General features: G+C 57.0%; 27 protein-coding genes and 1 pseudogene. 15 read left to right on the forward strand and 13 right to left on the reverse strand.

Annotated features, from left to right (window positions below):
- Positions 1-212 precede the first annotated feature (212 nt).
- On the forward strand, positions 213-854 hold the full coding sequence (locus HZA03_09535; protein ID MBI5638197.1) for a methyltransferase domain-containing protein: 642 nt from the start codon (positions 213-215) through the stop codon (positions 852-854).
- On the opposite strand, the gene HZA03_09540 is transcribed toward HZA03_09535, so the two are convergent.
- Positions 851-1,663, reverse strand: coding sequence for an A/G-specific adenine glycosylase (locus HZA03_09540; GenBank protein ID MBI5638198.1), 813 nt, complete (start codon positions 1,661-1,663; stop codon positions 851-853). The two genes, HZA03_09535 and HZA03_09540, sit on opposite strands and share 4 nt — an antisense overlap.
- 131 nt (positions 1,664-1,794) lie before the next feature.
- Between HZA03_09540 and HZA03_09545 the strand changes: the two genes are divergently transcribed.
- Together HZA03_09545 and HZA03_09550 are read left to right on the forward strand one after the other, a co-directional pair.
- Positions 1,795-2,427 carry a threonylcarbamoyl-AMP synthase gene (locus tag HZA03_09545; GenBank protein MBI5638199.1) on the forward strand — a complete coding sequence of 211 codons (633 nt, stop codon included), beginning with the start codon at positions 1,795-1,797 and terminating at the stop codon, positions 2,425-2,427.
- A 179-nt stretch (positions 2,428-2,606) separates the two neighbouring features.
- Positions 2,607-3,599: a response regulator gene (locus HZA03_09550; protein ID MBI5638200.1), complete on the forward strand. Its 993-nt coding sequence runs from the start codon at positions 2,607-2,609 to the stop codon at positions 3,597-3,599.
- A 10-nt stretch (positions 3,600-3,609) separates the two neighbouring features.
- On the opposite strand, the gene HZA03_09555 is transcribed toward HZA03_09550, so the two are convergent.
- Both HZA03_09555 and HZA03_09560 read right to left on the reverse strand, forming a co-directional pair.
- A complete protein-coding gene (locus tag HZA03_09555; GenBank protein ID MBI5638201.1) occupies positions 3,610-3,867 on the reverse strand; it encodes a Txe/YoeB family addiction module toxin in 258 nt (85 codons plus the stop codon).
- Positions 3,864-4,118 carry a type II toxin-antitoxin system prevent-host-death family antitoxin gene (locus tag HZA03_09560; GenBank protein ID MBI5638202.1) on the reverse strand — a complete coding sequence of 85 codons (255 nt, stop codon included), beginning with the start codon at positions 4,116-4,118 and terminating at the stop codon, positions 3,864-3,866. Before HZA03_09560 ends, HZA03_09555 begins: the two co-directional genes overlap by 4 nt.
- A 239-nt stretch (positions 4,119-4,357) precedes the next feature.
- Between HZA03_09560 and HZA03_09565 the strand changes: the two genes are divergently transcribed.
- On the forward strand, positions 4,358-6,328 hold the full coding sequence (locus HZA03_09565) for a YgiQ family radical SAM protein (protein ID MBI5638203.1): 1,971 nt from the start codon (positions 4,358-4,360) through the stop codon (positions 6,326-6,328).
- A 38-nt stretch (positions 6,329-6,366) separates the two neighbouring features.
- Complete coding sequence (locus HZA03_09570) at positions 6,367-6,714, forward strand: DMT family protein (GenBank protein MBI5638204.1); 348 nt, start codon at positions 6,367-6,369, stop codon at positions 6,712-6,714.
- Positions 6,715-6,733: 19 nt separating this feature from the next.
- Here HZA03_09570 and HZA03_09575 read toward each other — a convergent pair whose 3' ends face one another.
- On the reverse strand, positions 6,734-7,018 hold the full coding sequence (locus HZA03_09575) for a hypothetical protein (protein ID MBI5638205.1): 285 nt from the start codon (positions 7,016-7,018) through the stop codon (positions 6,734-6,736).
- A gap of 154 nt (positions 7,019-7,172) precedes the next feature.
- Here HZA03_09575 and HZA03_09580 point away from each other — a divergent pair, with 154 nt between their 5' ends.
- The 7 genes from HZA03_09580 to HZA03_09610 all read left to right on the forward strand — a co-directional run bounded on the left by HZA03_09580 (position 7,173) and on the right by HZA03_09610 (position 12,535).
- Positions 7,173-7,976 (forward strand): tetratricopeptide repeat protein, encoded by an 804-nt coding sequence (locus HZA03_09580; GenBank protein MBI5638206.1) that lies wholly within the window; start codon positions 7,173-7,175, stop codon positions 7,974-7,976.
- A gap of 4 nt (positions 7,977-7,980) precedes the next feature.
- The gene (locus tag HZA03_09585) at positions 7,981-8,895 is read left to right on the forward strand and encodes an LPP20 family lipoprotein (GenBank protein ID MBI5638207.1); all 915 of its coding nucleotides are present in this window, start codon (positions 7,981-7,983) and stop codon (positions 8,893-8,895) included.
- Positions 8,896-8,914: 19 nt separating this feature from the next.
- Positions 8,915-10,150 (forward strand): hypothetical protein, encoded by a 1,236-nt coding sequence (locus tag HZA03_09590; protein MBI5638208.1) that lies wholly within the window; start codon positions 8,915-8,917, stop codon positions 10,148-10,150.
- Between the two features lie 96 nt (positions 10,151-10,246).
- Positions 10,247-10,819 (forward strand): hypothetical protein, encoded by a 573-nt coding sequence (locus tag HZA03_09595; GenBank protein ID MBI5638209.1) that lies wholly within the window; start codon positions 10,247-10,249, stop codon positions 10,817-10,819.
- Positions 10,820-10,843: 24 nt separating this feature from the next.
- Complete coding sequence (locus tag HZA03_09600; GenBank protein ID MBI5638210.1) at positions 10,844-10,996, forward strand: hypothetical protein; 153 nt, start codon at positions 10,844-10,846, stop codon at positions 10,994-10,996.
- A 161-nt stretch (positions 10,997-11,157) separates the two neighbouring features.
- The gene (locus tag HZA03_09605; GenBank protein MBI5638211.1) at positions 11,158-11,604 is read left to right on the forward strand and encodes a hypothetical protein; all 447 of its coding nucleotides are present in this window, start codon (positions 11,158-11,160) and stop codon (positions 11,602-11,604) included.
- 10 nt (positions 11,605-11,614) lie between these two features.
- Entirely contained in the window at positions 11,615-12,535 is a 921-nt protein-coding gene (locus tag HZA03_09610) for a TIM barrel protein (GenBank protein MBI5638212.1), read from the forward strand.
- Positions 12,536-12,831: 296 nt separating this feature from the next.
- Here the strand turns inward: HZA03_09610 and sppA are convergent, their stop codons facing one another.
- The 8 genes and pseudogenes from sppA to HZA03_09650 all read right to left on the reverse strand — a co-directional run bounded on the left by sppA (position 12,832) and on the right by HZA03_09650 (position 21,254).
- Positions 12,832-13,761 (reverse strand): signal peptide peptidase SppA, encoded by a 930-nt coding sequence (gene sppA / locus HZA03_09615; protein MBI5638213.1) that lies wholly within the window; start codon positions 13,759-13,761, stop codon positions 12,832-12,834.
- 12 nt (positions 13,762-13,773) lie between these two features.
- Entirely contained in the window at positions 13,774-15,447 is a 1,674-nt protein-coding gene (locus HZA03_09620) for a 30S ribosomal protein S1 (GenBank protein MBI5638214.1), read from the reverse strand.
- A gap of 45 nt (positions 15,448-15,492) precedes the next feature.
- Entirely contained in the window at positions 15,493-16,140 is a 648-nt protein-coding gene (locus HZA03_09625; GenBank protein ID MBI5638215.1) for a (d)CMP kinase, read from the reverse strand.
- Positions 16,137-17,567, reverse strand: coding sequence for a restriction endonuclease subunit S (locus HZA03_09630; GenBank protein ID MBI5638216.1), 1,431 nt, complete (start codon positions 17,565-17,567; stop codon positions 16,137-16,139). Before HZA03_09630 ends, HZA03_09625 begins: the two co-directional genes overlap by 4 nt.
- Positions 17,522-18,977 (reverse strand): annotated as a pseudogene (locus HZA03_09635) (N-6 DNA methylase). The gene HZA03_09630 and the pseudogene HZA03_09635 overlap by 46 nt, the downstream one beginning before the upstream one ends.
- Before the next feature lie 633 nt (positions 18,978-19,610).
- On the reverse strand, positions 19,611-20,024 hold the full coding sequence (locus HZA03_09640; GenBank protein MBI5638217.1) for a HEPN domain-containing protein: 414 nt from the start codon (positions 20,022-20,024) through the stop codon (positions 19,611-19,613).
- A complete protein-coding gene (locus HZA03_09645) occupies positions 20,008-20,328 on the reverse strand; it encodes a nucleotidyltransferase domain-containing protein (protein MBI5638218.1) in 321 nt (106 codons plus the stop codon). Before HZA03_09645 ends, HZA03_09640 begins: the two co-directional genes overlap by 17 nt.
- A gap of 59 nt (positions 20,329-20,387) precedes the next feature.
- Complete coding sequence (locus HZA03_09650) at positions 20,388-21,254, reverse strand: prephenate dehydrogenase/arogenate dehydrogenase family protein (GenBank protein MBI5638219.1); 867 nt, start codon at positions 21,252-21,254, stop codon at positions 20,388-20,390.
- Positions 21,255-21,599: 345 nt separating this feature from the next.
- On the opposite strand from HZA03_09650, the gene HZA03_09655 reads away from it, so the two are divergent.
- The 3 genes from HZA03_09655 to ispD all read left to right on the forward strand — a co-directional run bounded on the left by HZA03_09655 (position 21,600) and on the right by ispD (position 23,902).
- On the forward strand, positions 21,600-22,103 hold the full coding sequence (locus tag HZA03_09655) for a CarD family transcriptional regulator (protein MBI5638220.1): 504 nt from the start codon (positions 21,600-21,602) through the stop codon (positions 22,101-22,103).
- 193 nt (positions 22,104-22,296) lie between these two features.
- A complete protein-coding gene (locus HZA03_09660; protein ID MBI5638221.1) occupies positions 22,297-23,181 on the forward strand; it encodes a TRAM domain-containing protein in 885 nt (294 codons plus the stop codon).
- Positions 23,182-23,188: 7 nt separating this feature from the next.
- On the forward strand, positions 23,189-23,902 hold the full coding sequence (gene ispD, locus HZA03_09665) for a 2-C-methyl-D-erythritol 4-phosphate cytidylyltransferase (GenBank protein ID MBI5638222.1): 714 nt from the start codon (positions 23,189-23,191) through the stop codon (positions 23,900-23,902).
- Positions 23,903-23,971: 69 nt separating this feature from the next.
- Here ispD and HZA03_09670 read toward each other — a convergent pair whose 3' ends face one another.
- The gene (locus HZA03_09670) at positions 23,972-24,823 is read right to left on the reverse strand and encodes a flagellin FliC (protein MBI5638223.1); all 852 of its coding nucleotides are present in this window, start codon (positions 24,821-24,823) and stop codon (positions 23,972-23,974) included.
- Between the last annotated feature and the right edge of the window lie 629 nt (positions 24,824-25,452).

Raw genomic sequence — 25,452 nt, forward strand, 5'->3', positions numbered from 1 at the left:
CGCTTTACGACGTAACGGGAAAGGAGGTAAAACAGACAAAAAAGAAGGCCGCTTGAAAAAGAATCACGGCTAAGGTAATTTTGGAAAACCGGACAAGTAATGTGCTCCAAAACCGGACATTTCTATTTGCTCGCAACACCCCGTTCCTTCAGGGCGGTAAAAATACGTCAGGAGCCTGATGGCGGCGCTGGCGGCGGCCCTATAATGTGCGTATGGATATTTTCGATGGGATCGCGGAGCAATACGACGCATGGTATGGCACACCGCGCGGGAAAGCGGTTTTCGCGGCCGAACTTGCAGCCCTGCAACGGGTGGGGGCGGCGGGTGACGGATGGGCGGAACTGGGCGTGGGGACGGGACGCTTTGCCGCGGGGCTTGGCATCCGGTACGGTTTTGACACGGCGCGAAATATGCTTTTGTCCGCGCGCGCCCGAAAAGTGGCCGTCTGCGCCGCCGATGCCGCCGCGCTGCCGGTGAAAGGCGGCGCGCTGGAAGGCTGCCTGATAATGATGACGCTCTGCTTTTTAAAAAATCCTTCCGCCGCATTGCGTGAAACCGCCCGCGCGCTAAAGCCGGAAGGTGCGCTTGTGATCGGCTTCGTGCCGCGCGAAGGGGCGTGGGGAACGGCCTATGCGCTGATGGCGGAAGAGGGGCATCCGGTGTATTCGCGCGGGCGGTATTACACTTCGGCGGCGGTGCGGGCAATGGCTGAAGCGGCCGGTTTCGTTTTTGTGCGGGCCGCATCGGCCCTCTTTTTCGGCCCGGGGGAAGAACCGCCAAAAACAGTGTGCGCCGAAGACGGCCTTTCCCCCGCCGCCGGATTCGCGGCGATGCGGTTCGCCAAGCGGCGTTAAAGCCGAAAACGGTCTTTTCTTCTTTTCACCAAACCCTCTTCGGCCAGAACCGCCAATATCGCCGCCGCGCGCCCTTCCGTGAGCAAAGTTTGCCGGGCAAGCGCGGCTGCGGTCATCCCCTTTCCCGCGGCCAAAAGCGTTTTCAACAGCGCGCCGCGCGCCTGCCGGATGCTCCCCTCGAATTTCGATTGCCGCTGGTGGTGCGCCGAGCGGCGCGCCGGATTTTTGTGCAGCCGCTTCAGGGCGGTGCCGTAATCCATCAACGCCGAATACCACCGGCGCGGATTTTTTTTGTCGAGCGTCCGCTCCACCAGCGGCAGCAGTTCGGCGTCCGTCACCCTTTCGCGGCCGCGGAAAAAATGGTGGATAAAAACGGCGCGGATATTGGTTTCGATGAATGCCGCCGGTTTGTTGAAACCGAAGGCGGCGATGCTGGCGGCGGTGGCCTTGCCGACGCCGGGGAGGGTGACCAGCACCGCCGGATCGTCCGGCAGGCGTCCCTTGAATTCAGCGGTCACGCGCTTCGCCGCCTCGCGCAAAAACCGGGCGCGGCGGTTATAGCCCATTCCCTGCCATGCGGCCAGCACATCCTTGAGTTCCGCTTCCGCAAGCCGTTTCCAGTTGGGAAACCGTTTTACGAACCGGGGAAAGAACTCCGCCACGCGCGGCGCCTGCGTCTGTTGCAGCATGATCTCGGAAACGAAAGCGCGGTACGGCGTCACCTTTTCGCGCCACGGCAGGGCGCGTCCCTCTTTCGCAAAATGGGCATATACTGTGCGCCGGAACGCCGCCACCCGATGTTGCTCCATGCCCGTATTTTTACCACACGCGGTGGGGCCGTGGCGCGGCGCTTTATCGCTGTTACCGAAAATCCGGATGGCATATACTCAACAGAGGGAAAGACTTTTCATCAACGGTTATTCCTTAGTGAGGGCGGTATATGGCGGCGACGGTTTTTTCAGGGCTTTCAAAGCGGATGCTGGATGCAACGCTCAAGGCGTTGCGCGGCGGCGAACTGATCATTTATCCCACCGACACCATCTACGGCATTGGTTGCGACATGCGCAACGGCAAGGCGCTGGACAAGCTGAACCAGCTCAAGAACCGCCCCAGCAACAAACCGTTCAGCTTTATCGTGAACGATATCGCCGATGCGGCGCACTTCGCCAAGATATCAAACGCCGCCCACCGGGTGATGCGGCGGGTGCTTCCGGGGCCGTACACCTTTGTTCTGCCGTCAAGCTCCGGCGTGCCGCGCAAGATGATGAGCACCGAACACACCGTCGGCATCCGCATTCCGAACCACCAGATACCGCTGACGATAGCGAAAGAATTCGGCGGGCCGATCATCACCACGTCGGTGAATCTTTCCAGCGACCAGCCGATCAACGCGATCGGCGACCTTTCCCACGCTTTTTTGGCGGCGGTCGCGGTGGTGATCGACGGCGGGCCGGTGGACAACGAACCCTCCACCATCATCGATTTCACAAAGGATGATCCGGTGGTGCTCCGCAAGGGGAAGGGGTTCGACGAGCTGAGGCCGTACATCGATTTCGCCCACACCGGGGAGTAACAGGCCGCGCGTGCCGGTTCCGCCCTTTTTCCCGCCTGGCGGGTGCGGAAAATAATTATCGGCTTTCCACCCTTTGGGGGGATGCCATATTCTCTCCGTTGGTGATATTATTTTTCCAACAAAGGCGCCATTGCGCGGCGATGCGTCACGCGGCTGAAGCCAATACCGGATGGGGGGACATGGAGACAAAGAGCGATACCACGCCCGGCGGCAAGCCCGCATTGGCGTTCATGAAGCCGGACTACTGGCGCGGCGCCACCGTGCTGGTGGCCGAGGATGACGATATCTGGCGCCATGCGGCGGGGATGATTTTGCGCAAGCACGGCTTCAATGTGCTGGAGGCGGCGGACGGCGGCGCGGCGCTGAAGCTGTATGAAGCGCTTGGGCATACCATTGACCTGGTGCTATCCGACATCCTGATGCCGCAAGTCGACGGCGTGGAGTTCGCCAAAATCAACTTCGAAAACCGGTTCATCCCCTTCGTCATCTGCACCGCCGTGAACGACCCCTTCATGTCGCTCGACGCGCTGCACTACGGCGTGCAGGACTATCTGGTGAAGCCGGCCGAGGAACATCTGCTGATAAACGTGGTGGTGAACGCCCTCGCCCGCCACCGCTTTTATCAGGAGATAAAGGAAAACCCCGCCTTCGAGGGGAACCTGGACCGGATCATCATCGAGCCGCGGTTGAGCGAGATACCGCGCGCGCATGCGTGGCTCTTCCGCAAGCTGGAGCCGCGGCGTCTTGCCAACCGCGACAAGGCGTTCGTGTACGCGCTGTACGAGTTCCTGATGAACGCCCACGAGCACGGCTGCCTCGGGCTGGGGGAACAGCTCAAGGCCGAGCTGATACGCTCCGACCGCTACGCCGAAGAACTGATGAAGCGCGAGCGGGAACGGCGCGGCGGACGGATAGAGGTTTGCATCAGCCTCCTGCATGACAAGGTGGCCGTCACCGTGGAAGACGACGGCCCCGGCTTCGACTTCGAGCGCTACCTGCGGATCGGCAAGGACGGGCTGCATGAACGGCTGAAGCAGCCGAGCGGGCGGGGAATTGTAATTGCTTCGCGGCAGTTCGACTCGGTTTACTACGGCAACGGCGGTTCCCGCGTGACGCTGATAAAGCACCTCGCCCCCCCGGCGGATTCCCGGCCCGTTTCGCCGCCACAGTGAGCGGTTGCCGCTACCGGTAATGGTGGCGGCAGGCAAGCACGACAATTTCACCGTCTTTGACCAGATACACAAGACGGTGTTCCACAGAAACCCTGCGGGACCAGCAGCCCGCAAGCTGGAATTTCAGCGGCTCCGGCTTGCCGGAACCGGTGAACGGATTTCTTTTTATCTCCTCGATGAGCGCCATGATCCGATCGGCGGTTTTCCGGTCATGCCGCATCCAGTAGCGGAGGTCATCGAACGCGGTGGGGGTGAACGATATGTTCACAGCTTGAGCTTGGCAAGGGGCGTCGTCTTCCCCCGTTTGGCCTCTTCAAGCGACGCCAGCAGGCGCTTTGCGTTGGCTGGTGTGGAAAGCAGGTAATCCGTTTCCGCCAGCGAGTCGTAATCCTCCTGGCTCATCATGATGATGTTCTCGCCCCTTTTGCGGGTGACCACCACAGGTTCGTGATCCTCGCAGACGGCATCCATAACGTCTTTCAGTTTCTGCCGCGCTTCCGTGTAGCTGATCGCCTTCATGGCACACTCCTATATATGTACAACAACCTGTACAATATCACGCCCCCTCCGCCACGGCAAGGACGACCCTTCCCCGGCAGGTACAAGTTCTCAGCACGTATATGTTATTGTGCACATCGGCCCTCCGGGCCGGCCTCTCCCGGTGTTTCCCCCGGTAGCGGCGACACTCCTGTCGCCGTTTTGCCGCGTGAGCGGCAAATGTGGAATCCCGCCGTGCGGATTTCTGATATTCTGGAAAGATGAAGTATAAGACACCAGGCAACGCGCACCACAGGGCAAATTCCAACGCCCGCCACAACGCGGCCCCCGGCGCGCAGGCGTACCGCGAAAGCGTGAGGAGTTTCCTTCCCACCACACGGCAGGAGATGGAGTGGCGCGGCTGGCGCGAACTGGACGTGCTTCTTATCACCGGCGACTCATACATAGACCATCCCAGCTTCGGCATTCCGCTGCTGGGGCGCTTGCTGGAACAACAGGGTTTCAAGGTCGGCATTGTGGCGCAGCCCGATCACCACTCCACCAAGGACATCGCCCGCATGGGGCGGCCCCGGCTGTTCATCGGCGTTTCGTCCGGCACGGTCGACAGCATGATAAACAACTACACCGCCAACAAGCGCCAGCGCAGCGACGATCAGTACGCCCCCGGCGGCGTTGGGGGAAAAAGGCCGGATTATGCCACCACCGTCTATGCCCGCCTTGCGCGCGAGGCGTTTCCCGATACCCCCATCGTTATCGGCGGGGTGGAGGCCAGCCTGCGCCGTGTGGCCCATTACGACTACTGGCAGAACAAGGTGCGCCCCTCGATACTGCTGGACGCCCCCGCCGACCTGCTGGTCTACGGCATGGGGGAGCGGCTTGCCGTCCGCATCGCAAAGGAACTGGCGGCGGCGTCGGACGCCGAAGGGGGCGCGGCGGTATCGCTGCGCGGCGAGGCGGCGCAATCCGCCCTACGCACGCTGCGCGGCGAACGCGGCGTGGTCTGCCAAATGCCCATTGACGAGGCGCTGGCGCTTCAGCCGCGGCTGTTGCTCCCCTCGTTCCACGAGGTGCGCGACGACAAAAAGAAATTCGCCCGCGCCGCGCTTCTCACCGAGGAAGAAGCCAGCCCCTACAACGGCAAGCGGCTGGTTCAGCCGCACGGCAAGACGGCGGTGGTGGCGAATCCGCCGTCGATACCGATCACCACGGAAGAGTTCGACGCTCTCTACGAACTGCCGTTCACGCGCGAACAGCACCCCTTGTACAAGGAACGGATACCGGCGGCGGAGATGATCCGGTTCTCCGTCATCGCCACGCGCGGCTGTTTCGGCGGGTGTTCGTTCTGCGCCATCACGCTGCATCACGGCCGCATCGTTTCGTCGCGCACCGAAGAGAGCATCCTGAAAGAGCTGGCCGCGATGACGAAACACCCCGCGTTCAAGGGGCAGGTCACCGACATCGGCGGGCCGACGGCGAACATGTGGCGGCTCAACTGCAAGAGCATCGAGATACAGGGCGTCTGCCGCAAGCTGTCGTGCGTTTTCCCGAAAATCTGCGCGCACCTCGTCACTGATCACACGCCGCAGGTGAAGCTTCTGGAAAAAGCGCGCACACTGCCGGGAGTGAAAAAAATATCCATCGGCTCCGGCCTGCGGTACGACATCGCGCTGGCCGATAAAAAAGCCGGCCACAAATATCTGCGCGACCTCATCGCCCACCACGTCGGGGGGCAGCTCAAGGTAGCCCCGGAGCATCTCAACCCGGAGGTGCTGCATTTGATGAAAAAGCCGGGGATGGAGAGCTTTGACGAATTTGTCGAATTTTTCCAAAATTCAACGCATGAGGCGGGAAAAGAGCAGTACCTCGTGCCGTACTTCATCAGCGGTTTTCCCGGCTGCACGCACGAACAGATGGAGGAGGTCGGCGCCTACCTCCAGCGCCGCAACTGGCGCGTGCAGCAGGTGCAGGCGTTCATCCCCACCCCGATGACGCTGGCCACCGCCATGTATCACAGCGGCATCGATCCGGCCACCAAGCGGCCGCTATGGGTGGCGCGGGAGTGGAAAGACCGCAAGATTCAGCAGGCGCTCTTGCAGCCGAACAAGCTGGAGAACCAGGAGCTTTTGCGCAGAACCGGCTATTGGTACAAAATGCACGGCGGCGTTCACGCCCGCCCGAAGGATGGGCCGCGGCGGGGCGGCGCGAAGGGGAAAAAGCGTTTTTCCCGTTAACGGTTTATAATAAAAAGATCAGGAGGATTTTAAAATATATGTGGCGCACGGTTTTGTTTTTATCGCTCTCCAACGTTTTCATGACCATCGCGTGGTATGGGCACCTCAAAAACCTGAAGATGCAGCCGCTGTACGTCGCCATCCTGATCAGTTGGGCCATCGCATTCGTCGAATACTGCTTCCAGGTGCCGGCGAACCGGATCGGCTACGGTTACTTCACGCTGCCGCAACTCAAGGTGATGCAGGAGATCATCACGATGATAATTTTCGCCGGATTCGCGCTTCTGTACATGGGGGTGCCGATCACGCGGAATTTCGTCTGGGCGGGTTTTTGCCTGATCGGGGCGGCCTACTTCATTTTCAAGGACGGTATCCCCGCGCAATAAGGAATAAACGGCGCGGCGGCTATAAAAACTTTTCGAAACCATCGGCGTAGGCCGAGGGGTTGAAGGCGAAAACTTCAAAGGTGGCGGAACCGGCCGCCACATACGGCTCCTTCTCCATCACCTTCGTAATGTCCTCCCGCGTTTTCCGCCGGGCGATGATCACTTCGCCGGCGCGTTCGGGCAGCGGCCCGGAGCAGACGAAATCGCCGTTGCCCAAATGGCGGTTGAGAAACGCGCGGTGCGCGTCCAGCGAGACGCGGATTTCCGGCGCGTCCGGCGCGTAACGCAAAATAATCACCTGCATCGTCCGTTTTTCCCTCCCCCCAATCATCTTCCCTTGCGTCCGTTTTGTAAATATCTTTTATCGCGCGCCGGCTCCGCCGATTGACTATTCCGGGGTTTCTGGTAAAAATGGAGCCAACTTCAATCCCGGTATCATTAGTTATGGAGTATCAAGCATGGACAATATCCGGTTTCGCTGGGCAAGGTGTTTCGCCGTTTCGGTTTTCCTGTTCACCGCCGCCTGCGCCACCACGCAGCAGAAAGGCGTGCTGGTCGATGTAACCGTGACGCCGCAGGTGGACCTGAAGGCGCTGAGCGGGGACATCAACACGATCAACGTGCGCGAGATAACGGGGGATAAAAACTGCGCCGCGCCGCTCCAGACGAAAATCGGGTCGCTCATCGTCAACGCCGGCATTTTCAAAAAGGAGATCGCCGGGTTTGAAGAGGGGGGATCCGCCGCCGTCGACGTGACCGGCGCCGTGGACAAGTGCGCCGTTGGCATGGGCTCCGGCGCCCTGTCGGCGAACTTCTCGCTGCTCTATAACGGGCAGGTGTGGCGCACCTTCGTTGTGAACAAGGATACCAACCGTCCCGGCGCTTCGGAGGCGGAGGTGCGCGATGTGCTGGTGGACCGCGTCGCCCGTTCGTTCGTGTCGATGTTCATTCCCACCACCCGGCAGGAGGTGCGCGTTTTCAAGCCGGTCTCCCCGGACGATCAGGGGATTACCGCCGCCATGGGCAGCAACTGGGAGATGGCGGTGCAGATATGGACGAAGCGGATCAACCAGTTTCCCAAAGACCACAACGCCCTCTATAACCGGGGCGTCGCGTGGGAAGCCCGCGGCGACCTGCGGAAGGCGATCAAGGACTACAAACGCGCCGCCGAGAATGACAAGGATACGCTCTACATCGAAGCGCTGGCCCGCGCGGAAAACGCGCTCAAGGCGGCCGAGCAAAAAGAACGGATGAAGGAGTAGGCCGATGCCACGCCGAACGGCCGTTTTATTTTTCGCGGCGCTTGCCTCCTTGTGCGTAAGCGCGGGGAGCGCCCGCGCCGCCAATTGCAGCTATCTCCCCGAAAGCCCGATGCCCGCATGGGTGGAGAAGCGCCCCGAAATGCCCGGCTATTACGTGGGGGTGGGGGTGGCCGGTCCGATGCGCGAGCCGCAGGAACAGATCGACGCCTCGCAGGCCAACGCGCTGACAAACCTCGGCAAGGAAATCACCGTGACGGTTAAAAGCACGTTCACCGATATCGCGCGGCAGGAGGGGCGCTGGAGCGACCAGGAAATCACCGCCGAGACCGAAACGCGGGTGACCGCGCTGCTGCGCGGCGCGAAGACGAAAGAGAAATGGCTGGACCGGAAAAACTGCCAGCTTTGGACGCTGGTAACCGTTTCCCGCGAGGATGTGGCGGCGGTGCAAAAGGAGATGGAAGAGCGTGCCCGGAAACAGTTCACCAGCAAGAGCCTGATGCTTTTCCCGCTGGCGCATCCGGACAAGCCTGACGATCTGGAGCGGCGCGTTTCCGCCGCCATGGGAAAGGTGATGCGCGATATGGGGGTGGGGATGGTGACGCCCGAAATAAAATATCTCCCGTGCGCGCAGGGAACGTATTCGAAATTGTGCGACGGGAAGGCCGAGACCATCTACGGCGGCTTCACCCTGGAATTCGACAAAGAGAAACTTTCCGCCGACGGGCAGTACAAGGCGCGCTTTTATTTTTTCAAGGGGGCGCTCTACTTCAAGGACCGCACCGTGAGCGTCATCGACGTCAAGTGCCGCGGCGTGGGGGGGGCGGCGCAGGATGCCGATGCCATCGGCCTGATCGCGGCGGATCAGTGCGTGGCCGACATCAGGAAAAAACTTGAACGGGACATGCAAGGCTCCGAGTAGGGGCGGCGCGGAGAAGGGCGTGGGGTTGACAAAGCGGCGCGCCGCGCTTTTTGCCTTGCTGGCGGCGCTGCCGTTCATCGGCTCGTGCGCCACGGCGCTGGAAGCGTATCAGGCCACGCAGGAGCCGCCCAGCGTGGAAATGGTGGTCGACCGGGTGAATACCGCCGCGCGCGTGCTGGAGCTGGAAGACATCATGCTGCACGCCATGCCGTTCTCCGCCGGCTCCCGGTGGCCGCAGGACTGCGATAAAACGATTCCGGCGGGCGACATGGGAAAACTGGCCGCCATCGCCGCGCAGGACGCGATTTTCAGCCCCGGATCGGTTTTCAGGCCGTCGTTCATCCGCATCCGGACGCTCTATCTGCAAACAATCCTGTTCGACAGCGCTCCCAGCCTGCACTACCGGCGCCAATATGTGGACATCCCGCCGGATAACGACGCCATCCGCGCGTACGGCCAAAGAACGCTGGGGGGGGACTACAACCCGGTTTTCAACAAGTCGTTTTACCGCTTCCTCCGCTATACGCCGGACTTCGTGCCGCAGCGGGCGCATTTCGAGGGGAAGTTCGAGAACGCGCCGGCGGAATACTTCGCGAATCTGGAAGACGCCGTCATTTCGCTGGCGGATAACCAGGAGCAGCTCCAAAAGATACGCGGCGACATGCTGGAAACGGAGGACGGAAAAAAGCGCGCCGTGCGCGACATGAACGACGCCGCGATGCAGATAAAAAAACTCAAGGACGAAGATAAAAATAAGAACGCCGCCGAAATAGCCGATCTGGAAAACGAAATGGCGGCGCACCGGAAGGAATACGACAGTGCCGCGGCCCGCTATGAAGAATTGCTGGGCGCGTGGAAGCTGGAATTGGCGAAGGTGAAACGGCAGACCACCGCCTTCACGCCGGAGCAGCGGGAACTGGCGGTAAACGTGCAGGCCGCGGTGGGGCTTGTCAAGGGCCTGCACATCGACGCTTCCGCGCTTGTTTTCATCGCGATGGCGCGGCTTCCCGATTCGCTCATGAACCTGCCGGACGAACTGAACCGCCTGATGCGCGCGCCGTTCGCCGGCGAACGGGTTGCGCGGCTGCTGCTGAACGTCATTTCGCTCAAGGATAACGTGGTCATTATCAGGAACGAACTGGGGCAGCACTATGCCGAGGCGGACGCGATGGACGGCCTGTTTGACAGCCGCATCAAAACTGCAACCGTCAAGAAGCCCGAACAGCCGCCGGTCAGCCCGGAAGAGAAAATTTAAAACCGCCCCGGTTTCGGGACGGGTGGTAGAATGATTGCGCCGGTTGAATCCCGGCAAAGCCATTGCGGACAACATACTTTTGGAGGAAATATACCGATGAAATTTATGAAAGCGGTCACGGTAATGGGACTTGTGGCGCTCCTCGCGTCGTGCGCCAGCGCGCCGCCCCCGCCGCCAAAATCGTATTGCACCGATGGGCGCGAACTTCCCGCATGGACCATGCAGGGGGCGATGGCCTTTCCGGCCGATATCGGCAAGGTGTTCTACGGCGTCGGCATGGCGTCCAACATCAGCAACCCCTCGCTGTTGCGGGAAACGGCCGATAACCGCTCCATCAGCGAAATGGCCAAGCAGTTCGAGGTCTATACCGCCTCGCTGATGAACGATTACATGGCATCCACCTCCGCCGCCGACAAGGCTTCGGAAGAGCAGCATGTGGAAGTCGTCAAGAAGACGGTGGTGAAGCAGACGCTCAACGGCGTCATGATCGCGGACCGCTGCCAGGACCGCGCATCCGGCATGTTCTACTCCCTGTCCCGGCTGGATATGGACAAGTTCAAGGACGCCATCGCCAAGAAGGCGGAGCTGACCGACAAGATGAAGGAATACGTCCGGGCCAACGCCGACAAGATGCTTGAAAAGCTGGAGAAGGAAGAGGCCAAGCGCTAATTCCGGCTGACGAAAGGAAAGATCATGCGTAAACTGACTGTTTTCGCGGTGGCGGCGCTGTTGTTGGCCGCCGCCTGCGCCAAGCAACCGCCCCCGGAAAAAGCGTGGGACAAGGAAGGGGTGCGCCAGCGCGCCGGCGAAACCGGCAAAAAGCTGGAGAAGGAAGAACAGCGCTGAATGCCATACGGCGGAGCGCACGGATTTAAAAGGGGGCCGCGGCCCCCTTTTTTTATGCGCGTTAATGCCCGCCACGGCCCCGTCCAGTAAAAAAAACAGGGAGCACGCCGGAGATGTACGCGGGACACCTTACCGTCACTTACGCCGTTCGCGGCGCAACAATGGGAAAAGCGTCCGTGTTGCGCCCGCTCTATCCATTGCTGCTGGGGGCGATGCTGCCGGACCTCGTGGATAAGCCGCTCTATCTGCTGGCCGGGTGGCCGCCGCGCGGCATCGCCCATTCGGCGGCCGTCTTGGCTATCGGGTTTTACCTTTTATTTCGGCTGATGCCGCGCCACCGCGCAACGTTGGCGGCAGTGGCCGCGGGCGCGGCGTTTCACCTGATCGAAGATTGGCCCTATCCGCACATCTTCGCGTGGCCGCTGTTGGGGGGATGGGAGTATTTTCCGCTGCAAGACATCGGCGAAAATATGCTCTCCTATTACCGGGGCGGGCCGCACCCGTACATGCTGGCGGCGGAGGCGGCGAGTTGGCCGTTCTGCCTTTATTATTGGATGAAGGGGCGGGCCTCGTTCAGCGCCACGCCCGCCGGAGCGCCGCTGCCGTGAAAGGAAAGCGATGAGCCTCTGCGCCATATCCACCTGCTGGCGGTCGGAAGAGCTGACCGACCCGCCCGCGTTGATCGCGGCAATGAAGGAAACCGGCATGAACGCGCTGGAACTGGAGTTCCGCGTGGGCGCGCCGCTGTTTGAGGCGATTGAAAAAAACCGCGAGGCCTGGGGAATCCGCGTTTCGTCGTTGCACGCCGTTTGCCCCTCCGCGCCGGGCCGCGGCAAGGGGGCCGAGGAATTTTTGATCTCCGACCTCGATGATGAACAGCGGAAGAGGGGGGTGCGCGACGTTATCGAAACGCTCCGCCGCGCGGCCGGTATCGGGGCGGGGGCGGTGGTGCTGCATTGCGGCGCCATTTCGGAAGAACTCAATGCGCACAAAACCATGATGCGCTTTTGCGATGAGGGAAAGCTGGACGGCCCGGAGGCCGAAGCGGCGCGGGAGGCGCTGCTGGTCAAGCGGGTGGCCGCCGCGCGGAGGCCGTTCGCCCAGACCTTAAAAAGCCTGGACGCGATAAACGGGGCGGCGGTAAAGGCGGGGGTCAAGGTGGGGCTGGAAAACCGGTATTACTTTGGCGAGTTCCCGCTCTTCGAGGAATTCGGCGTCATCTTCAATATGTTCGACGGCGGCAACCTGCATTACTGGCACGATACCGGCCACGCCCACACGCTTCAGACGCTCTTCGGCATCCCGCACCGCAAAATGCTGGAGACGTTCGGCAGCCGCCTCGTCGGCATGCACCTGCACGATGTGGTGAACGGCTACACCGACCATAACGAGCCGGGCTGCGGCGCGGTGGATTGGGACATGGTGAAAGGGTTTTTAAAGCCGGATACCATCCGGGTGATGGAGATCAACCGCCGGATTCCGCTGGATCGCGCATTGCAGGGCGCGGCGTTCCTCCGCGCCAAAGGAATTTTTGACTAGGCTCCCCAACTTTTCCAATCGTCACCCTTCGTTGGAAAATTGGACGATCTGCCACTAGGCCGCGCCAGGTTAGTTTATCGACCAAAGGTAGACACAGGATTAATTGCTGGTTCGCATACGTTAAAAATGACGTACGTCAAGGATAAATACTGGATCCCCGCCTTCGCGGGGATGACATCTTTGCTTTGTACTTGATACGGGGCGGAAATAACAAATCATCAGGGACGAGTGTCGTGGAGAAAATTCCTGGATTTGCCTTTGACTGAATCGCGAATCACGCTCCAGGCCGCGCCCGGTCAGTTCATCGACCAGAGGTAGTAGACGCCGGGCTTGTGGACGGCGACTTCGTTCATCAGCCAGTCGAATTTGCCGGCGAGGGATGTTTTTTCGCTCATCAGCTCTTTCAGCCAGAGCATTTTTTCTTCGTGGCGCACCAGCGCCGGTTCGCCGCTGATGCCGGCGAGCTGCGCCGTCAGTTTCACCGCTTCTTCCATCCCGCCCAGCGCGTCGACCATGCCGTTGTTCTTCGCCTGGTTGCCGGTGTAGACGCGGCCGTCGGCCAGTTCCCGCACCTTCGTTTCGGGCATATTGCGCCCTTTGGCCACGGCGGTGACGAACTGGCCGTACACGTCGTCGATCATTTCCTGCACCACCTTCTTTTCGCGCTCGGTCATCGGGCGGAAGGCCGAGCCGGTATCCTTGAACTCGCCGCTTTTCACCACCATCGGCTGCACGCCGATTTTCCCCATCAGTTCCTGCACGTTCATCAGGTTCATGATGACGCCGATGGAGCCGGTGAGCGTGCCGGGGTTGCAGATGATCTTGTCGGCCGCCACGGCGATGTAGTAGCCGCCGGACGCGCCGAGGGTGGCCATGCTGGCGACGACTTTTTTCTTCCGCCGCGCGGCGAGGATGGCGTCGTGTATCTCCTGCGAGGGGGCGACCGCCCCGCCGGGGGAATCGATGCGGATGATGATCGCCTTTATCGCCTTGTCGTTGGCGTAGTTCTTTATCTGTTTTACGGTCTCGTCGGCGGTCATGATGGTGCCGAAGACTTCGACCACGCCGATTTTATCTTTGCCGATGGACTTGATTGTTTCGCCGCTTGAGCCGCCGCCGAAAGGAAGGAACGAGATGAGGGCGATGAAGCCGACGGAAAGGGCGATTAAAAGAACAAACCCGGCCAGCAGCCCTTTTTTATGGGAGCTATTGGCCGGGTTTTCCATTGTGCGGACGGGTTATTCTTCGTCCGGGAAGTCTACGATCTCATACTCGCCTTCGCCGGCTTCCCCGGTGGAGAAGGCCTTCATGGAGAGGCCGATCTTCTTGGCTTCGAGGTCAACCTTGATGATCTTGGCGTCGACCTCCTGGCCGATTTTCAGCTCCTTGCGGGCGTTGGCGGGGGCGCGTTTATCGCCGATCTGCGAGATGTGGATAAGCCCTTCGATGCCCGGCTCGATCTCGGCGAAGGCGCCGAAGTTGGTCACCTTCACGATCTTGGCTTTCACGTCCTGCCCCATGGTGTACTTCGATGCGACGGTCTCCCACGGATCGGGCTCAAGCTGCTTGAGGCCGAGCGAGATGCGCTCGTTTTCCTTGTCGATCTTGAGCACTTTGCACTTCACCTGGTCCTTCTTCTTGAGAAGTTCCGAGGGGTGTTTCACTTTCTGGGTCCAGCTCATGTCGGAGATGTGGATCAGGCCGTCCACGCCGTCTTCCAGCTCCACAAAGGCGCCGAAATCGGTGAGGTTGCGCACGGTTCCTTCCACGGTGGTGCCGATCGGGTACTGTTCCTCGATCTTCTCCCAGGGGTTCTGGATGAGCTGTTTCATGCCCAGCGAGATGCGCTTTTTTTCCTTGTCGATGTTGAGCACTTCGGCCTGGACTTCATCCCCGATGGTCACGATGCGGCTGGGGTGCCGGACATGCTTGCTCCAGGTCATTTCGGAGATATGCACCAGCCCTTCCACGCCGTTTTCCAGCTCGAGGAACGCGCCGTAGTCGGTCACGCTCACCACTTTGCCCTTGATGCGCTTGCCGATGGGGTATTTCTCTTCAACGTTCACCCACGGATCCGGGGTGTGCTGCTTGAGGCCCAGCGATACGCGCTCGGTCTCTTTGTCGAATTTCAGCACGATCACGTTTGCGGTGTCGCCCACCTTCAGCAGTTCGCTCGGGTGGTTGATGCGGCCCCAGCTCATGTCGGTGATGTGCAACAGGCCGTCGACGCCGCCCAGGTCGATGAACGCGCCGTAATCGGTGATGTTCTTGACCACGCCTTCCACGCACTTGCCCTCTTCCAGTTGGGACAGGGTGGAATCCTTGGTGACTTTGCGTTCTTCTTCGATGAGCACGCGGCGGGAAAGGACGATGTTGCCGCGCTTGCTGTTCATCTTGATGATGCGGAACTCGAATTCGCGGCCCAGGAGGGCGTCGAGGTTTTTCGGCGGGCGGATGTCGATCTGCGATCCCGGCAGGAACGCCTTGATGCCGATATCGACCGCAAGCCCCCCCTTGATCTTGCCGACAACGACGCCCTTGACGATCTCGTTGGCTTCGTATTTCTTGTGGATGATTTCCCAGCAGCTCTGGCGTTGGGCTTTTTCGCGCGAGAAGACCATGACGCCGTCGTCGTTTTCGGTCTCTTCGATGTATACCTCGATCTCGCTGCCGATCTTTATGTCTTTGGTGAATCCGCCGAATTCGTCGATCGGGATGATCCCTTCGGATTTGAACCCGACGTCGACGACGACCGAGTCCGGGGTGATGGCGACGACCACGCCCGTGATAACCTCCCCGGCCTTAAAATTGCGAATACTGTCATCGTAGATCGCCGCGAGTTCCGCGGACGTGTATTCTTTTTCCTCGAAACTTACCCCGGCTGCGGGACGGGAACCGACAATGTTAGTCATTACGTTAAAACCTCCTGATTTACAAAATTTGCGGCGCCTGCCGCATTAAGCGAGAAATTGTAAGATTTTTTCGATAGTCTCGTCAAGGCTTAAATGGGAGTTGTCTATTTCAACAGCCCCGCGCGGAACCACCAAAGGTGAAACCAGCCGGCTGGAATCCTTGGCGTCGCGTTCAACTATATGTTTTGCAATCTCTTGCGCCTTTTCCGCCGGTTCCCCCGTTTGCAAGGCGCGCCGCTTGCCACGTTCGGCGGGGTTGGCGCTAAGGAAAAATTTATGGTCGGCGTTCGGAAAAACGACGCTGCCGGCGTCGCGTCCTTCCACAATCACCGTCTTGTGTTTTTGCGCGATGCCGCGCTGTTGCGCCACCATTTTTTCCCGCACGCCGGGGTGCGCCGAAACGGCGGATATGCTGGCGTCGATCTCGGGGGTGCGGATGGCGGCGGTAACCTCGCGTCCGTTGACAAAAACTTTTTGGCCGCCTTCCGCTTCCTGAAAATCGATGGCGATAGCGCCGGCAATGGCGTCCAGTTTCGCGGCGTCGGCGGGGTTCGTCCCGCTTTCCAGCGCCAGCAGCGTCACGGAGCGGTACATCGCGCCGGTATCGAGATACACCCCCCCCAGTTTTTTGGCCAGTGCGCGGGCGGTGGTGCTCTTGCCGCTCCCCGCCGGCCCGTCAAGCGTGATAATCATTTTTGCAATGCTTTCAATTCGATTTCAATCCAGTCTTGAGCTTTTTTCTCCGTTTTTTCAATTGCCATTTCAACACCCTGCTTGGCGATACGAAGAAGATTTTTTGACAACGCTTTGGTGGCATACATTTTCGAGATTTTATTTTTAATATTTTCCTGAATGCTTAAGGACAATTCCGGCAGAATAATGCGCTTAAACTCATCATCGCTTATGGCCGCTAAGATTGTGCCTGAACATCCCTTCTTAAGCTGTAATTGCCCAACCACCGACTTGAGCAAAACAAGCAAGGTCTGGGAATTAATTCCATCTGATTTGATAACAAAGAAGCCCGTTGAACATAAAGCATTATCTAAATCATCCGCAATTAGGGCGATACTTGAAAGCGACCCCTCAATTGTCGAAACAATAACATCCCCGGAATTGACTTTACGTCTTGCCCGGGTTGGTAATTCTTTGCCTTGCGCCTCAATGAATCCATTAATGTTTCCGTTGGTAGATATGTTCGCAAGCTCGATATATTGATAGAGTTCATCATCCTTCGGCTGGAAATTTTTATCCTTAATCCTAACAATTTCGCCCAAAGGTTTATAACCCTTTTTGTATTGTTTGATGCGGTGGACCACATCCTCATACATCGGCTGAAAATATTCAGCGTCGAGGCGATTGCTAGATTGAGCACTCGAAAAATTCTTGATAAAAGAAAGACGATGTCTCGGCTTCCAGCTTAAGAAACCAAGCTCGGCAATTAATGCGTTTTCTGCTTCTATATAAATTGCGTTAGCGGATTCCTGCTTTTTGTAAGCGGCGTAGACTATTTCCTCTATCATAGATTGAATAGTAGGAGCCAAAACAGGAATCTGGATGTCTCGGAATTTTGCAGGACTAAAATTCGACTGATTGCTAATCATCAAATTTTTTTCTATCTGTGCCCTGCCAACTCTGCAATTTAAATAAACAACCAATGTCGCAGAATTAATTATTTTTCTCTTGGGACGAACGCGAAATAGATATGATGCAAACGCATAATCATAATCTTTGGGAACTAGGGCTGATTTTCCAACCAACTTTGGATTGCCATTTGTCCGACAAATTAGAACATCGCCTTTTTTTAAAATTAAATTCCCATATGTTTCAGCATTGATTTTGTCGCAAAACTTTTCTGGCCTTTTTATAAACATACCGTCATATTCATTTAACCTCAGAATGGGGTAGCCGTTCCCGATTTCGTTAAGTTCTTCGGATGTGCCATATTGTACAAAATCAACGGCATCCTCTCCCGTTACAAAACTAGAATCAATTTGAGATTTATGACAATAATACTCTGCCTCTAATCTCCAGATTTTATGCCTCTTTATTTCTGAAAATGTAACTATTGCAAGCCTCATGCTCCATTCTTCCAAAAGCTCAAATCTTCCTTTTTCGCCCACTTAATAAATGCTTCCGCAATGCCGTCAGGCAATTCACTACCATGATTGTGCAGATCATGGTCAACGATAAGATGGCCATATTTATCTAGCTTGGGCCCCCCCCCCAGAACCATTTTTGACATAAATATATTCGCCTGAATTATTCTTGCCGGATTTTTCTGAAACACCAAAAAAAATGGGGTAATCGTCCTTTTTAGGGCACAGTTTATCGTCCCATTTTTGTAAAAATAGGACGCTTGTCTTTGTACCCGTGTGTGGTTTAAAAGTATTTACATGGAGTCCCACAACGGCCAAAATGCAGGCTTTTTCGGCTATGTATTTCCGGATTTCTTTGTCAGAGGAGTTATTAAATCGTCCTTGCGGCAACACAATTGCCAAACGTCCGCCGGGTTTAATAAAGTCAAGGTTGCGCTCGATAAAAAGAATGTCGCGCCCAACCTTTGATTTTGGCTTGTTGTTATTGTTATAGCCTAGTTCGTATTTATGAATGATGCGGGATTCTTTAATGTCCCCAGCAAATGGCGGATTTGCCATAAGGATATCGAAGTCAAACTCCTTATACGAGTTGGGCTCTTTCTTAAGGTCTTCCAAGCGCCTGAAACCGTTACCATAGGTATCGCGCCACTCAAGATTAGTAACTGTTTCATTCCAACGATCATAATCGAGCGTGTTGAGGTGAAGAACGTTTGTTTCCCCATCACCGGCAATAAGATTCAATGTACGCGCCACACGAACAACCTTTTCATCAAAATCAATGCCAAAGACCTTAAGAACGTCCTCTTTTTCTTCCTGCGAGATTTCAGTGTTTTCAAAGAGGTGTCCAGTAAGCTGAAAAATCGTGTGAACAGTAAAGCCGCATGATCCAGAGGCGGTATCAATCATATATTCTCCGGGCTTTGGATTTAGCATCTTCACGCACATGTCTATCACGTGCCGAGGCGTGAAATACTGGCCTTTTTCCCCTTTGGAGGACTTGCTGACCAGATATTCAAATGCTTCGTCTATAACCTGAAGATTGGAGTTGAAAAGCTTAACGTCTTGAAGGCTTGATACACAGACAGAGAGATGAGAGGGGGAAAGTTCGATCTTGCTTTCTTCAGGGAATACGCCGTGCCATTTCCTTTTTGCCTCATCAAATAACCTCTGAATCTTCGACTTTAATTCACCTTCGGATTGTCCGGTATTCCTGAACTCAAGTACCCGGAAATCGCTTGTGTCTACATTTTTCAAAATCGCTTTTACTTTTTCAAAATCGCCAATTTCTTCAACTTTCAGTTTACGTTTAATTGTTCGATCTATCATGACCTTGTCATCTTTACTTTTTGTTTCGTCGTGCAATTTTGTGAAGATAAGTTTAAAGACTTCTTCAAAGACGTCTACGCCCGCGTTAGCAAGGACTTCGTCTTCCATTTCTGTGATGATTGTCTTCAGGGATTTGCCTTCATTTGGAATTTTGTCCCTGACGATGAGGTCGCGCCATGTGAAACGTTCTTTTAAAATGTCCTCCAGAGTCTGGTCGGCTTTTGGAATATCGGTTATGTCTTCAAAGAAATTGGGGTCTTTGCGGTTGTAATGGGAAATTTGCCCGCCATTTGTCCAAACGCCGATCGGGGCGCCAGTCGCGTTGCAATATGACTTAAGCTGGCCCTTCCCATCCTTGAGTTTCGGCTTTTTGACTTCAACGATAATGTATTCAACGGTTGGCCTATCCTTATCAAAGATAATAATATCCGCCGATTTTGTTTCTCTTCCAAACTGAACAGGATGCTCAAAACGTATTCGTTTTTTTGGATATCCGTATTCATTTATGAGTCTTGCGGTAAAAAGCTGACGGACAATTTCTTCAGGCTTAAGTTGGATTAGCTTTTCACGGATAATACATTTTACGTAAGGTTTGCTTTTTTCGATCGCAATTTTTTTTTCTAGGATTTTTATATCCTCGCCTGAGAAAAGGGAAAGATTGTAGTTTGAATCTTTTAGAATCGAGTCGAGCGTAGCACGATTTTTTTCATTTATCATTTTGGCTACCTTTTTTATTCCAGATCAATCAATCACATCCAAGGGCAAGCTTGAGCGCACCAGATGCCTCACTTTGCGGGCCAAATCAACGGCCTCTTCCGCTTCAACTCGGGTTATCGGCTCCCATTCACCGGGATAACGGGTTTCGATCGAATACCGGTTCAATGTCTGCAAAGGGAGTTCGTGGGGATTCATGCATCCCGCTTTTATCGCCAGATTCTTAAGTAAGATCAGATCATGCGTCTTGGGAAAATCCAGTGCGTTAAAAGCAAGAAGGCCCTTTAAATATTTTTCGGCGCATTGTTGGGCGTGGAAACAAACGGTATCGAATGGACAATCGTCTTTCAGCGTTAGTGTATGTTCCGCCGTCCGGAGGTCATGCTCGGCCTTCTCAATCCACTGTCGAACAAGCCTTCCCTTGTCAGGCGGCGCGTTCATACAGGACTTTTCCCTCCTTGAGCGCGGGATAAATGATTGAGCCGGCAACATCACGGTATTTCTCAGCCTCTTCCGGCGTGACCACAATCACATCCAGCGGCAACGTGCGATCCGCCAGGGCTAAATCGATCTCCGCCGTTTTTTTTCGCTTTGACCCCTCAACCCGCATGATCACCAACAGATCCACGTCGCTATCCCTGCCAGGCGTTCCTTTGGCGTATGATCCGAAAAGGACGATCTTTTCGGGATGAAAGCGCTTTACAATCACTTCCGCCATTTTGCCTATGGCTTCCTGATCCGTCATTCCATAACTCCCGCTGTTCGTTTTGGGCGCACTTGATACGTTGATTATAATACCTTAAATCACTTTTCCAGCTTTCCCCTAAATTCGTTCGCCCGCTGAAGCATCCGCATAAGCGCCTCGCGGTCATGTGAGCGGATGGCGTTTTCGATGTCCACAAGATTGCCGCGCATGGCGGATGAAAGCTCCAGCATCTTCGGCCCGTTCGCCAGCGCGATATCGGCCCACATCTCCGCCGGGCTGGCGGCGATACGGGTGGTATCTTTAAAACCACCGGCGGCGAAATCCAGCAGTTTTTCCCCACCTTCAAGTTGGCTTACCGTGTTCACCAACGCATAGACCACAAGGTGCGGCAGGTGGCTCACCGCCCCCATAACGGTATCGTGCGTGACGGGATCCATCTGTACGGTCTTCATCCCGGCTCCGCGCCAGAATGCCGTCAGCTTTTCCAACGGTTCCGCGGGGGTGTTGGGCGTGGGAGTGACGATGCATTTGTGGTTCTCAAAAAGCGTTTCAAACGACGACGCGGCCCCCGATTTTTCGGTGCCGGCTATCGGGTGCGAACCGATGAAGACGAACCGCCCGGCGGCGATTTTCTCTCCCCGCTCCACGATCTCTTTTTTTGTGGAGCCGCCATCGGTCACCAACGCCCCCTTTTTTATGTGGGGGGCGATGGCTTCGAGGGTGGGGATTATGGAGAGGACTGGCGGGCAGAGCACGATGAAATCGGCTTCCTTTACCGCCTCGGCCGCCGGGAGCGCGGCATCGATGATGCCAAGTTCGAGGGCGGCCTTTAAATTTGCCTCGCCCCGTCCCGCGCCGATTACCCGCTTGGCCATGCCGCGGTTCTTCAATACACGGGCTATCGAACCGCCGATAAGCCCGACGCCGATGATGACAGCGGTATCAAAAAAAGGTTTTTTATTCATGTTCCGGTTTTCGCAATAGCATGAGTTTACCCGCTTATAGCATTGAAAATCAACTATTTTTAGAAAAAGGCGGATGCGGAGGAAAAGAAATGGCATGCTAACGCATCTGCATTATAAACAATGCGTTACGCGAAAACAAAAGACTATGTTTTCCCATGATTACGGCGAATTTCATCGATGCCGTGTGCATCTATTTGTATGTAAAGGCATTAATGTTGTGGGAGGCTGTGGGTGGCTTCCGCCCCCTTCGCCCCCACATTTTATTGACAGAATGTTAAGTTAGTGTTACTATCATTTCTACAATATCTTACGTGTCAATTCACGATTCCAGAGAGGTGGCAGCAATTGGAAGAGAAAGAATTTTCGGAGCTTAAGAGAGGCGCGCGCGTTGTTTATCCCGCGCATGGCGTGGGGATTATCGAGAAGATCGAGAAAATAAAAACGAACGGCGCGGCGGTTCAATTTTATACGATCAGAATCGACGAGTCAGGCATGACGATCCGCGTTCCTTCTTCGCGCGCCCAGCAGGTCGGCATCCGCAACGTGATGTCCGAAGGGGAAGTGCGCAAGGTGCTTAAGCTGTTGCGCGAAAAAGGAAAAGTGGTTAACGGCGTGAACTGGCACAAACGGCAAAAAAGCTACATCGACCGGATAAAATCCGGCTCGGTAATCGAGTTGGCGGAGATACTGCGGGAACTCACCCTCATTCAAGCCAAGAAAGAGCTCTCGTTCGGCGAGCAGCGGATGTACGACAACGTCCGGCAGCTCATGGTGGTGGAAATCGCGGAAGCGAAGGGAATCCAGAAGGATGCCGCCGCCAAGTTGCTCGATAAAGCGTTTACCGCCTGATACCAGCCGAGGCCGAGGGTAAGGCGCCCCCATGTTGACGTTCCGCCTGCTCTTCATCCTCGTCGGGGCCGTGCTGGGCGGTTTTATAGGCCACTTGGGGGCCAGCGGCGTTTATTACACCCTGCGGCTCCTATCCATCTCCGAAGGGGCGCTTTTCGGCGCTGTTATCGCCGCGCTGGCGGTGGCCGCCGAGATGAAACTCCGCACGTTGAAACTCCGCTCCATCGCCGGCGCGGTATTCGGCATTTTCACGGCGCTCATCCTGGCGAACCTCCTCACCTACGCGCTGACCGGCCTTTCGCTCACCCCTTCCACCGGAAACCGCATTCTCATTCTGATGGTGAACCTCACCGCCGCGTTTATCGGCGCCTCCGTCGGCCTGCGCATCATCGAGGAGGTGGATCTCACCATCATCAGCAAGATCATCCGGGGGAAATCGGATTTCGGCCTTTTGCCGAAAGTGCTCGACACCAGCGTGCTTATTGACGGCCGGATCGCCGACGTGGCGGAGACCGGTTTTATGGATGGAACCATCGTGGTTCCCGCCTTTGTGCTGGCCGAACTGCACCACATCGCCGACTCGCCGGACGACCTGAAAAAAACCCGCGGCCGCCGCGGCATCGAAGTGGTGCATCGCCTCCAGCAAAATGCGCTGTTCGACGTGCGGATAGTGGAAGAGGATTTTCCCCGCATAAAAGAGGTGGACCACAAGCTGATAGAACTGTGCAAGAAGATTGACGGCAAGATCGTCACCAACGATTTCAACCTGAATAAACTGGCCGAGCTGCACGGCGTCGGCGTGGTGAACATCAACCTGCTTGCCACCTCCACGCGGCCGTTGCTGCTGCCGGGGGAAGAGCTTCCCTCCATGCTGGTGGTGAAGGAAGGCAAGGAACCGGGCCAGGGACTCGCCTATCTGGAAGACGGCACGATGGTGGTCGTGGATAACGCCCGGAAGCGGATCGGCCAGAAGGTGAACGTGCAGGTAACCTCCGTGCTGCAAACCCCCACCGGACGGATGATCTTCGCGAAATTCATTTCGGAACCCGGCGCACCGGCCGTTGCCGAGAGGGAGTGAACCGGCCGTGGGCGGCTCCCCCGTTGCGGCGGTAATCCCCGCCGCCGGATCCGGCAGCCGCATGGCCGCCGCCGTTCCCAAGCAGTTCATGGAGCTGAACGGGCATCCCCTGCTTGACTGGACGCTTGCCGCCATCGCGCGAGCGGATGAGATCGGATCGATCATTCTCGTGGTGCCGCCCGGCGATTTGCCGCACATGGCCGAAAAATATGTGGGGAATCCCCGCTGGCCGAAGGTGGCCCGCGCCGTCGCCGGCGGAGCCACACGCGCCGAATCGGTTTATAACGGCGTGCGGGCCGCCGGCGCCGAATGGATACTGGCGCACGACGCGGCGCGCCCGTTCGTCACCCCCGCGCTGGTGCGCCGCACCGTCGAAGCCGCGTTGCGGCATGGCGCCGCCACCGCCGCGCTTCCCGCGCACGATACGCTGAAAACGCGCGACGGCGATTTTTTGGGGGAAACGCTCGACCGCGCCGCGGTTTTGCACATACAGACGCCGCAGGTATTCCGCGCGGCGGATCTCCTCGCCGCGCACGAAAAGCTGCGGCATGAAGGAAAGGAATGGACCGACGAGACCTCCTTGCTGCAACAGGCGGGGATAAAGGTTGCGTGGGTGCCGGGCGAAGCGGCGAATATGAAGATAACCACGCCGGATGATTTCCGGCTGGCGCAAGTAATGGCGGAGCGGAGCCCTTTTGTGAAGGGCCCCGCCCGCGTATAGAAAGCCTCCTTGTTTAAGGCGCGCCGTTACGCGCCCCGCTTTCGCGGGGCGCGGTCTGCATCCGTAAAATCAGCCAAGCAACTGCAACACGGTCTGCGGCACCAGGTTCGCCTGCGCCAAAATCGAGGTCGAAGCCTGCACCAGTATCTGGTTCCGGGTGAACTTCGAGATTTCCGTCGCGTAGTCCGCGTCGCGGATCTGCGATTCGGCGGCGGTCAGGTTTTCCGCCGATACCGACAGGTTGGCCAGCGTATGCACCAGCCGGTTCTGCACGGCGCCGAGGCGGCCGCGGCCGTCCGTCACCTTTGTGATGGCGCTGTCGATATTCGCCAGCGAGTTCAAAGCGGACTGCGCGGTGAGCACGTTGGTGTTTTGCACCGCCAGGCCGGTGGTGGTGATGGCGGTCAGGTCGACCGCGGTGTTCAGGCTGAGCCGGTCGTTGCTGGTCGCGCGGATGCCGACCTGGATAACCACCGAAGAGGTGGCGGCGGAACTGAGCGATCCGTCAACCAGTTTTTGGCCGTTGAATTCCGTCACCGCCGAGATACGGTCGATTTCCGACTTGAGAGCCTGGAATTCGCGGTCTATCGTTCTGCGTTCGGTGCTGCCGACGGTGCCGGTGGCCGCCTGCGAGGCCAGTTCGCGCATACGCACGAGGATCGAGGACTGCTCTGAGAGCGCCCCTTCCGCCGTGTTGATGAGGCTGATGCCGTCATTGCCGTTGCGGGTAGCCTGGTTGAGCGAGCGGATCTGCGACCGCAGCCCTTCGGATATGGATAACCCGGCCGCGTCGTCCGCCGCCTTGTTTATCCGCAAACCGGAAGAGAGTTTTTCGAGCGAACTGCCCAACGCCGAGCTGTTCGTCGCCAAATTTCTTTGGGCATTAACCGAGAAAAGGTTGTTATAAACACGTAAAGCCATGATCGTATCCTCCTTGAAGAATCGGCTTCCTTGCCATGCCACCGCGGAACTTCCGCGTTCCGCCGAAAATCGGCGGCCGGACGCGCGTGGCGGCGCGCCCGCATCCCCAGCCACCCCAGCCGGGAATGTAGTGAAACGGTTTCAAAGGCTGTTGCTGGTCGGATTCCTCCTTTGGGGGCGAAGTCTTTGCGGACCCCACCCGGTTCCCACGTTTAAGATTTGCCAAGATAATCAGCGGTTCGCGCGGTGAGGTTTTTTGGAGAACGGACGGAGGAGAGGTGTATCCGTTGATGGTTGTCACCCATCGGCGGAACACCGTACCCCCGGCGTTCTTGCCTTTGAAACCCTACGTTGCGAAACGCCAAATTTTTACCCCTTGGCGCTTCTCTACTTTTATCTAGATAACTTATCGACCCGGCAAAAAATTCCCATTACCCCTTTTTGGGGGTATTGGGGAAAAGCGTGCAGGAACTAAAGTTTTGCTTTTTTCAGCCGGGGGTGGGGGTGGGATTTCATTTCCCCGGCAGGATAGGCAACTTGTCCGCCTGTTGGCGCCACGCGCCAAGAAAGGCCGGCCTGCCGATATCACGCAGCCTGCGTGACCTGCCGGAAAAGGATTATAAATAAAC

Source organism: Nitrospinota bacterium, from assembly GCA_016217735.1.
Classification (GTDB): Bacteria; Nitrospinota_A; UBA7883; order JACRGQ01; family JACRGQ01; genus JACRGQ01.

Coding starts and splice junctions, on each gene's coding strand:
- HZA03_09535 (MBI5638197.1), top strand. CDS start 213: ATGGATATTTTCGATGGGATCGCGGAGCAATACGACGCATGGTATGGC.
- HZA03_09540 (MBI5638198.1), bottom strand. CDS start 1,663: ATGGAGCAACATCGGGTGGCGGCGTTCCGGCGCACAGTATATGCCCAT.
- HZA03_09545 (MBI5638199.1), top strand. CDS start 1,795: ATGGCGGCGACGGTTTTTTCAGGGCTTTCAAAGCGGATGCTGGATGCA.
- HZA03_09550 (MBI5638200.1), top strand. CDS start 2,607: ATGGAGACAAAGAGCGATACCACGCCCGGCGGCAAGCCCGCATTGGCG.
- HZA03_09560 (MBI5638202.1), bottom strand. CDS start 4,118: ATGAAGGCGATCAGCTACACGGAAGCGCGGCAGAAACTGAAAGACGTT.
- HZA03_09565 (MBI5638203.1), top strand. CDS start 4,358: ATGAAGTATAAGACACCAGGCAACGCGCACCACAGGGCAAATTCCAAC.
- HZA03_09570 (MBI5638204.1), top strand. CDS start 6,367: ATGTGGCGCACGGTTTTGTTTTTATCGCTCTCCAACGTTTTCATGACC.
- HZA03_09575 (MBI5638205.1), bottom strand. CDS start 7,018: ATGCAGGTGATTATTTTGCGTTACGCGCCGGACGCGCCGGAAATCCGC.
- HZA03_09580 (MBI5638206.1), top strand. CDS start 7,173: ATGGACAATATCCGGTTTCGCTGGGCAAGGTGTTTCGCCGTTTCGGTT.
- HZA03_09585 (MBI5638207.1), top strand. CDS start 7,981: ATGCCACGCCGAACGGCCGTTTTATTTTTCGCGGCGCTTGCCTCCTTG.
- HZA03_09595 (MBI5638209.1), top strand. CDS start 10,247: ATGAAATTTATGAAAGCGGTCACGGTAATGGGACTTGTGGCGCTCCTC.
- HZA03_09600 (MBI5638210.1), top strand. CDS start 10,844: ATGCGTAAACTGACTGTTTTCGCGGTGGCGGCGCTGTTGTTGGCCGCC.
- HZA03_09605 (MBI5638211.1), top strand. CDS start 11,158: ATGGGAAAAGCGTCCGTGTTGCGCCCGCTCTATCCATTGCTGCTGGGG.
- HZA03_09610 (MBI5638212.1), top strand. CDS start 11,615: ATGAGCCTCTGCGCCATATCCACCTGCTGGCGGTCGGAAGAGCTGACC.
- sppA (MBI5638213.1), bottom strand. CDS start 13,761: ATGGAAAACCCGGCCAATAGCTCCCATAAAAAAGGGCTGCTGGCCGGG.
- HZA03_09620 (MBI5638214.1), bottom strand. CDS start 15,447: ATGACTAACATTGTCGGTTCCCGTCCCGCAGCCGGGGTAAGTTTCGAG.
- HZA03_09625 (MBI5638215.1), bottom strand. CDS start 16,140: ATGATTATCACGCTTGACGGGCCGGCGGGGAGCGGCAAGAGCACCACC.
- HZA03_09640 (MBI5638217.1), bottom strand. CDS start 20,024: ATGAACGCGCCGCCTGACAAGGGAAGGCTTGTTCGACAGTGGATTGAG.
- HZA03_09645 (MBI5638218.1), bottom strand. CDS start 20,328: ATGACGGATCAGGAAGCCATAGGCAAAATGGCGGAAGTGATTGTAAAG.
- HZA03_09650 (MBI5638219.1), bottom strand. CDS start 21,254: ATGAATAAAAAACCTTTTTTTGATACCGCTGTCATCATCGGCGTCGGG.
- HZA03_09660 (MBI5638221.1), top strand. CDS start 22,297: ATGAAACTCCGCACGTTGAAACTCCGCTCCATCGCCGGCGCGGTATTC.
- HZA03_09670 (MBI5638223.1), bottom strand. CDS start 24,823: ATGGCTTTACGTGTTTATAACAACCTTTTCTCGGTTAATGCCCAAAGA.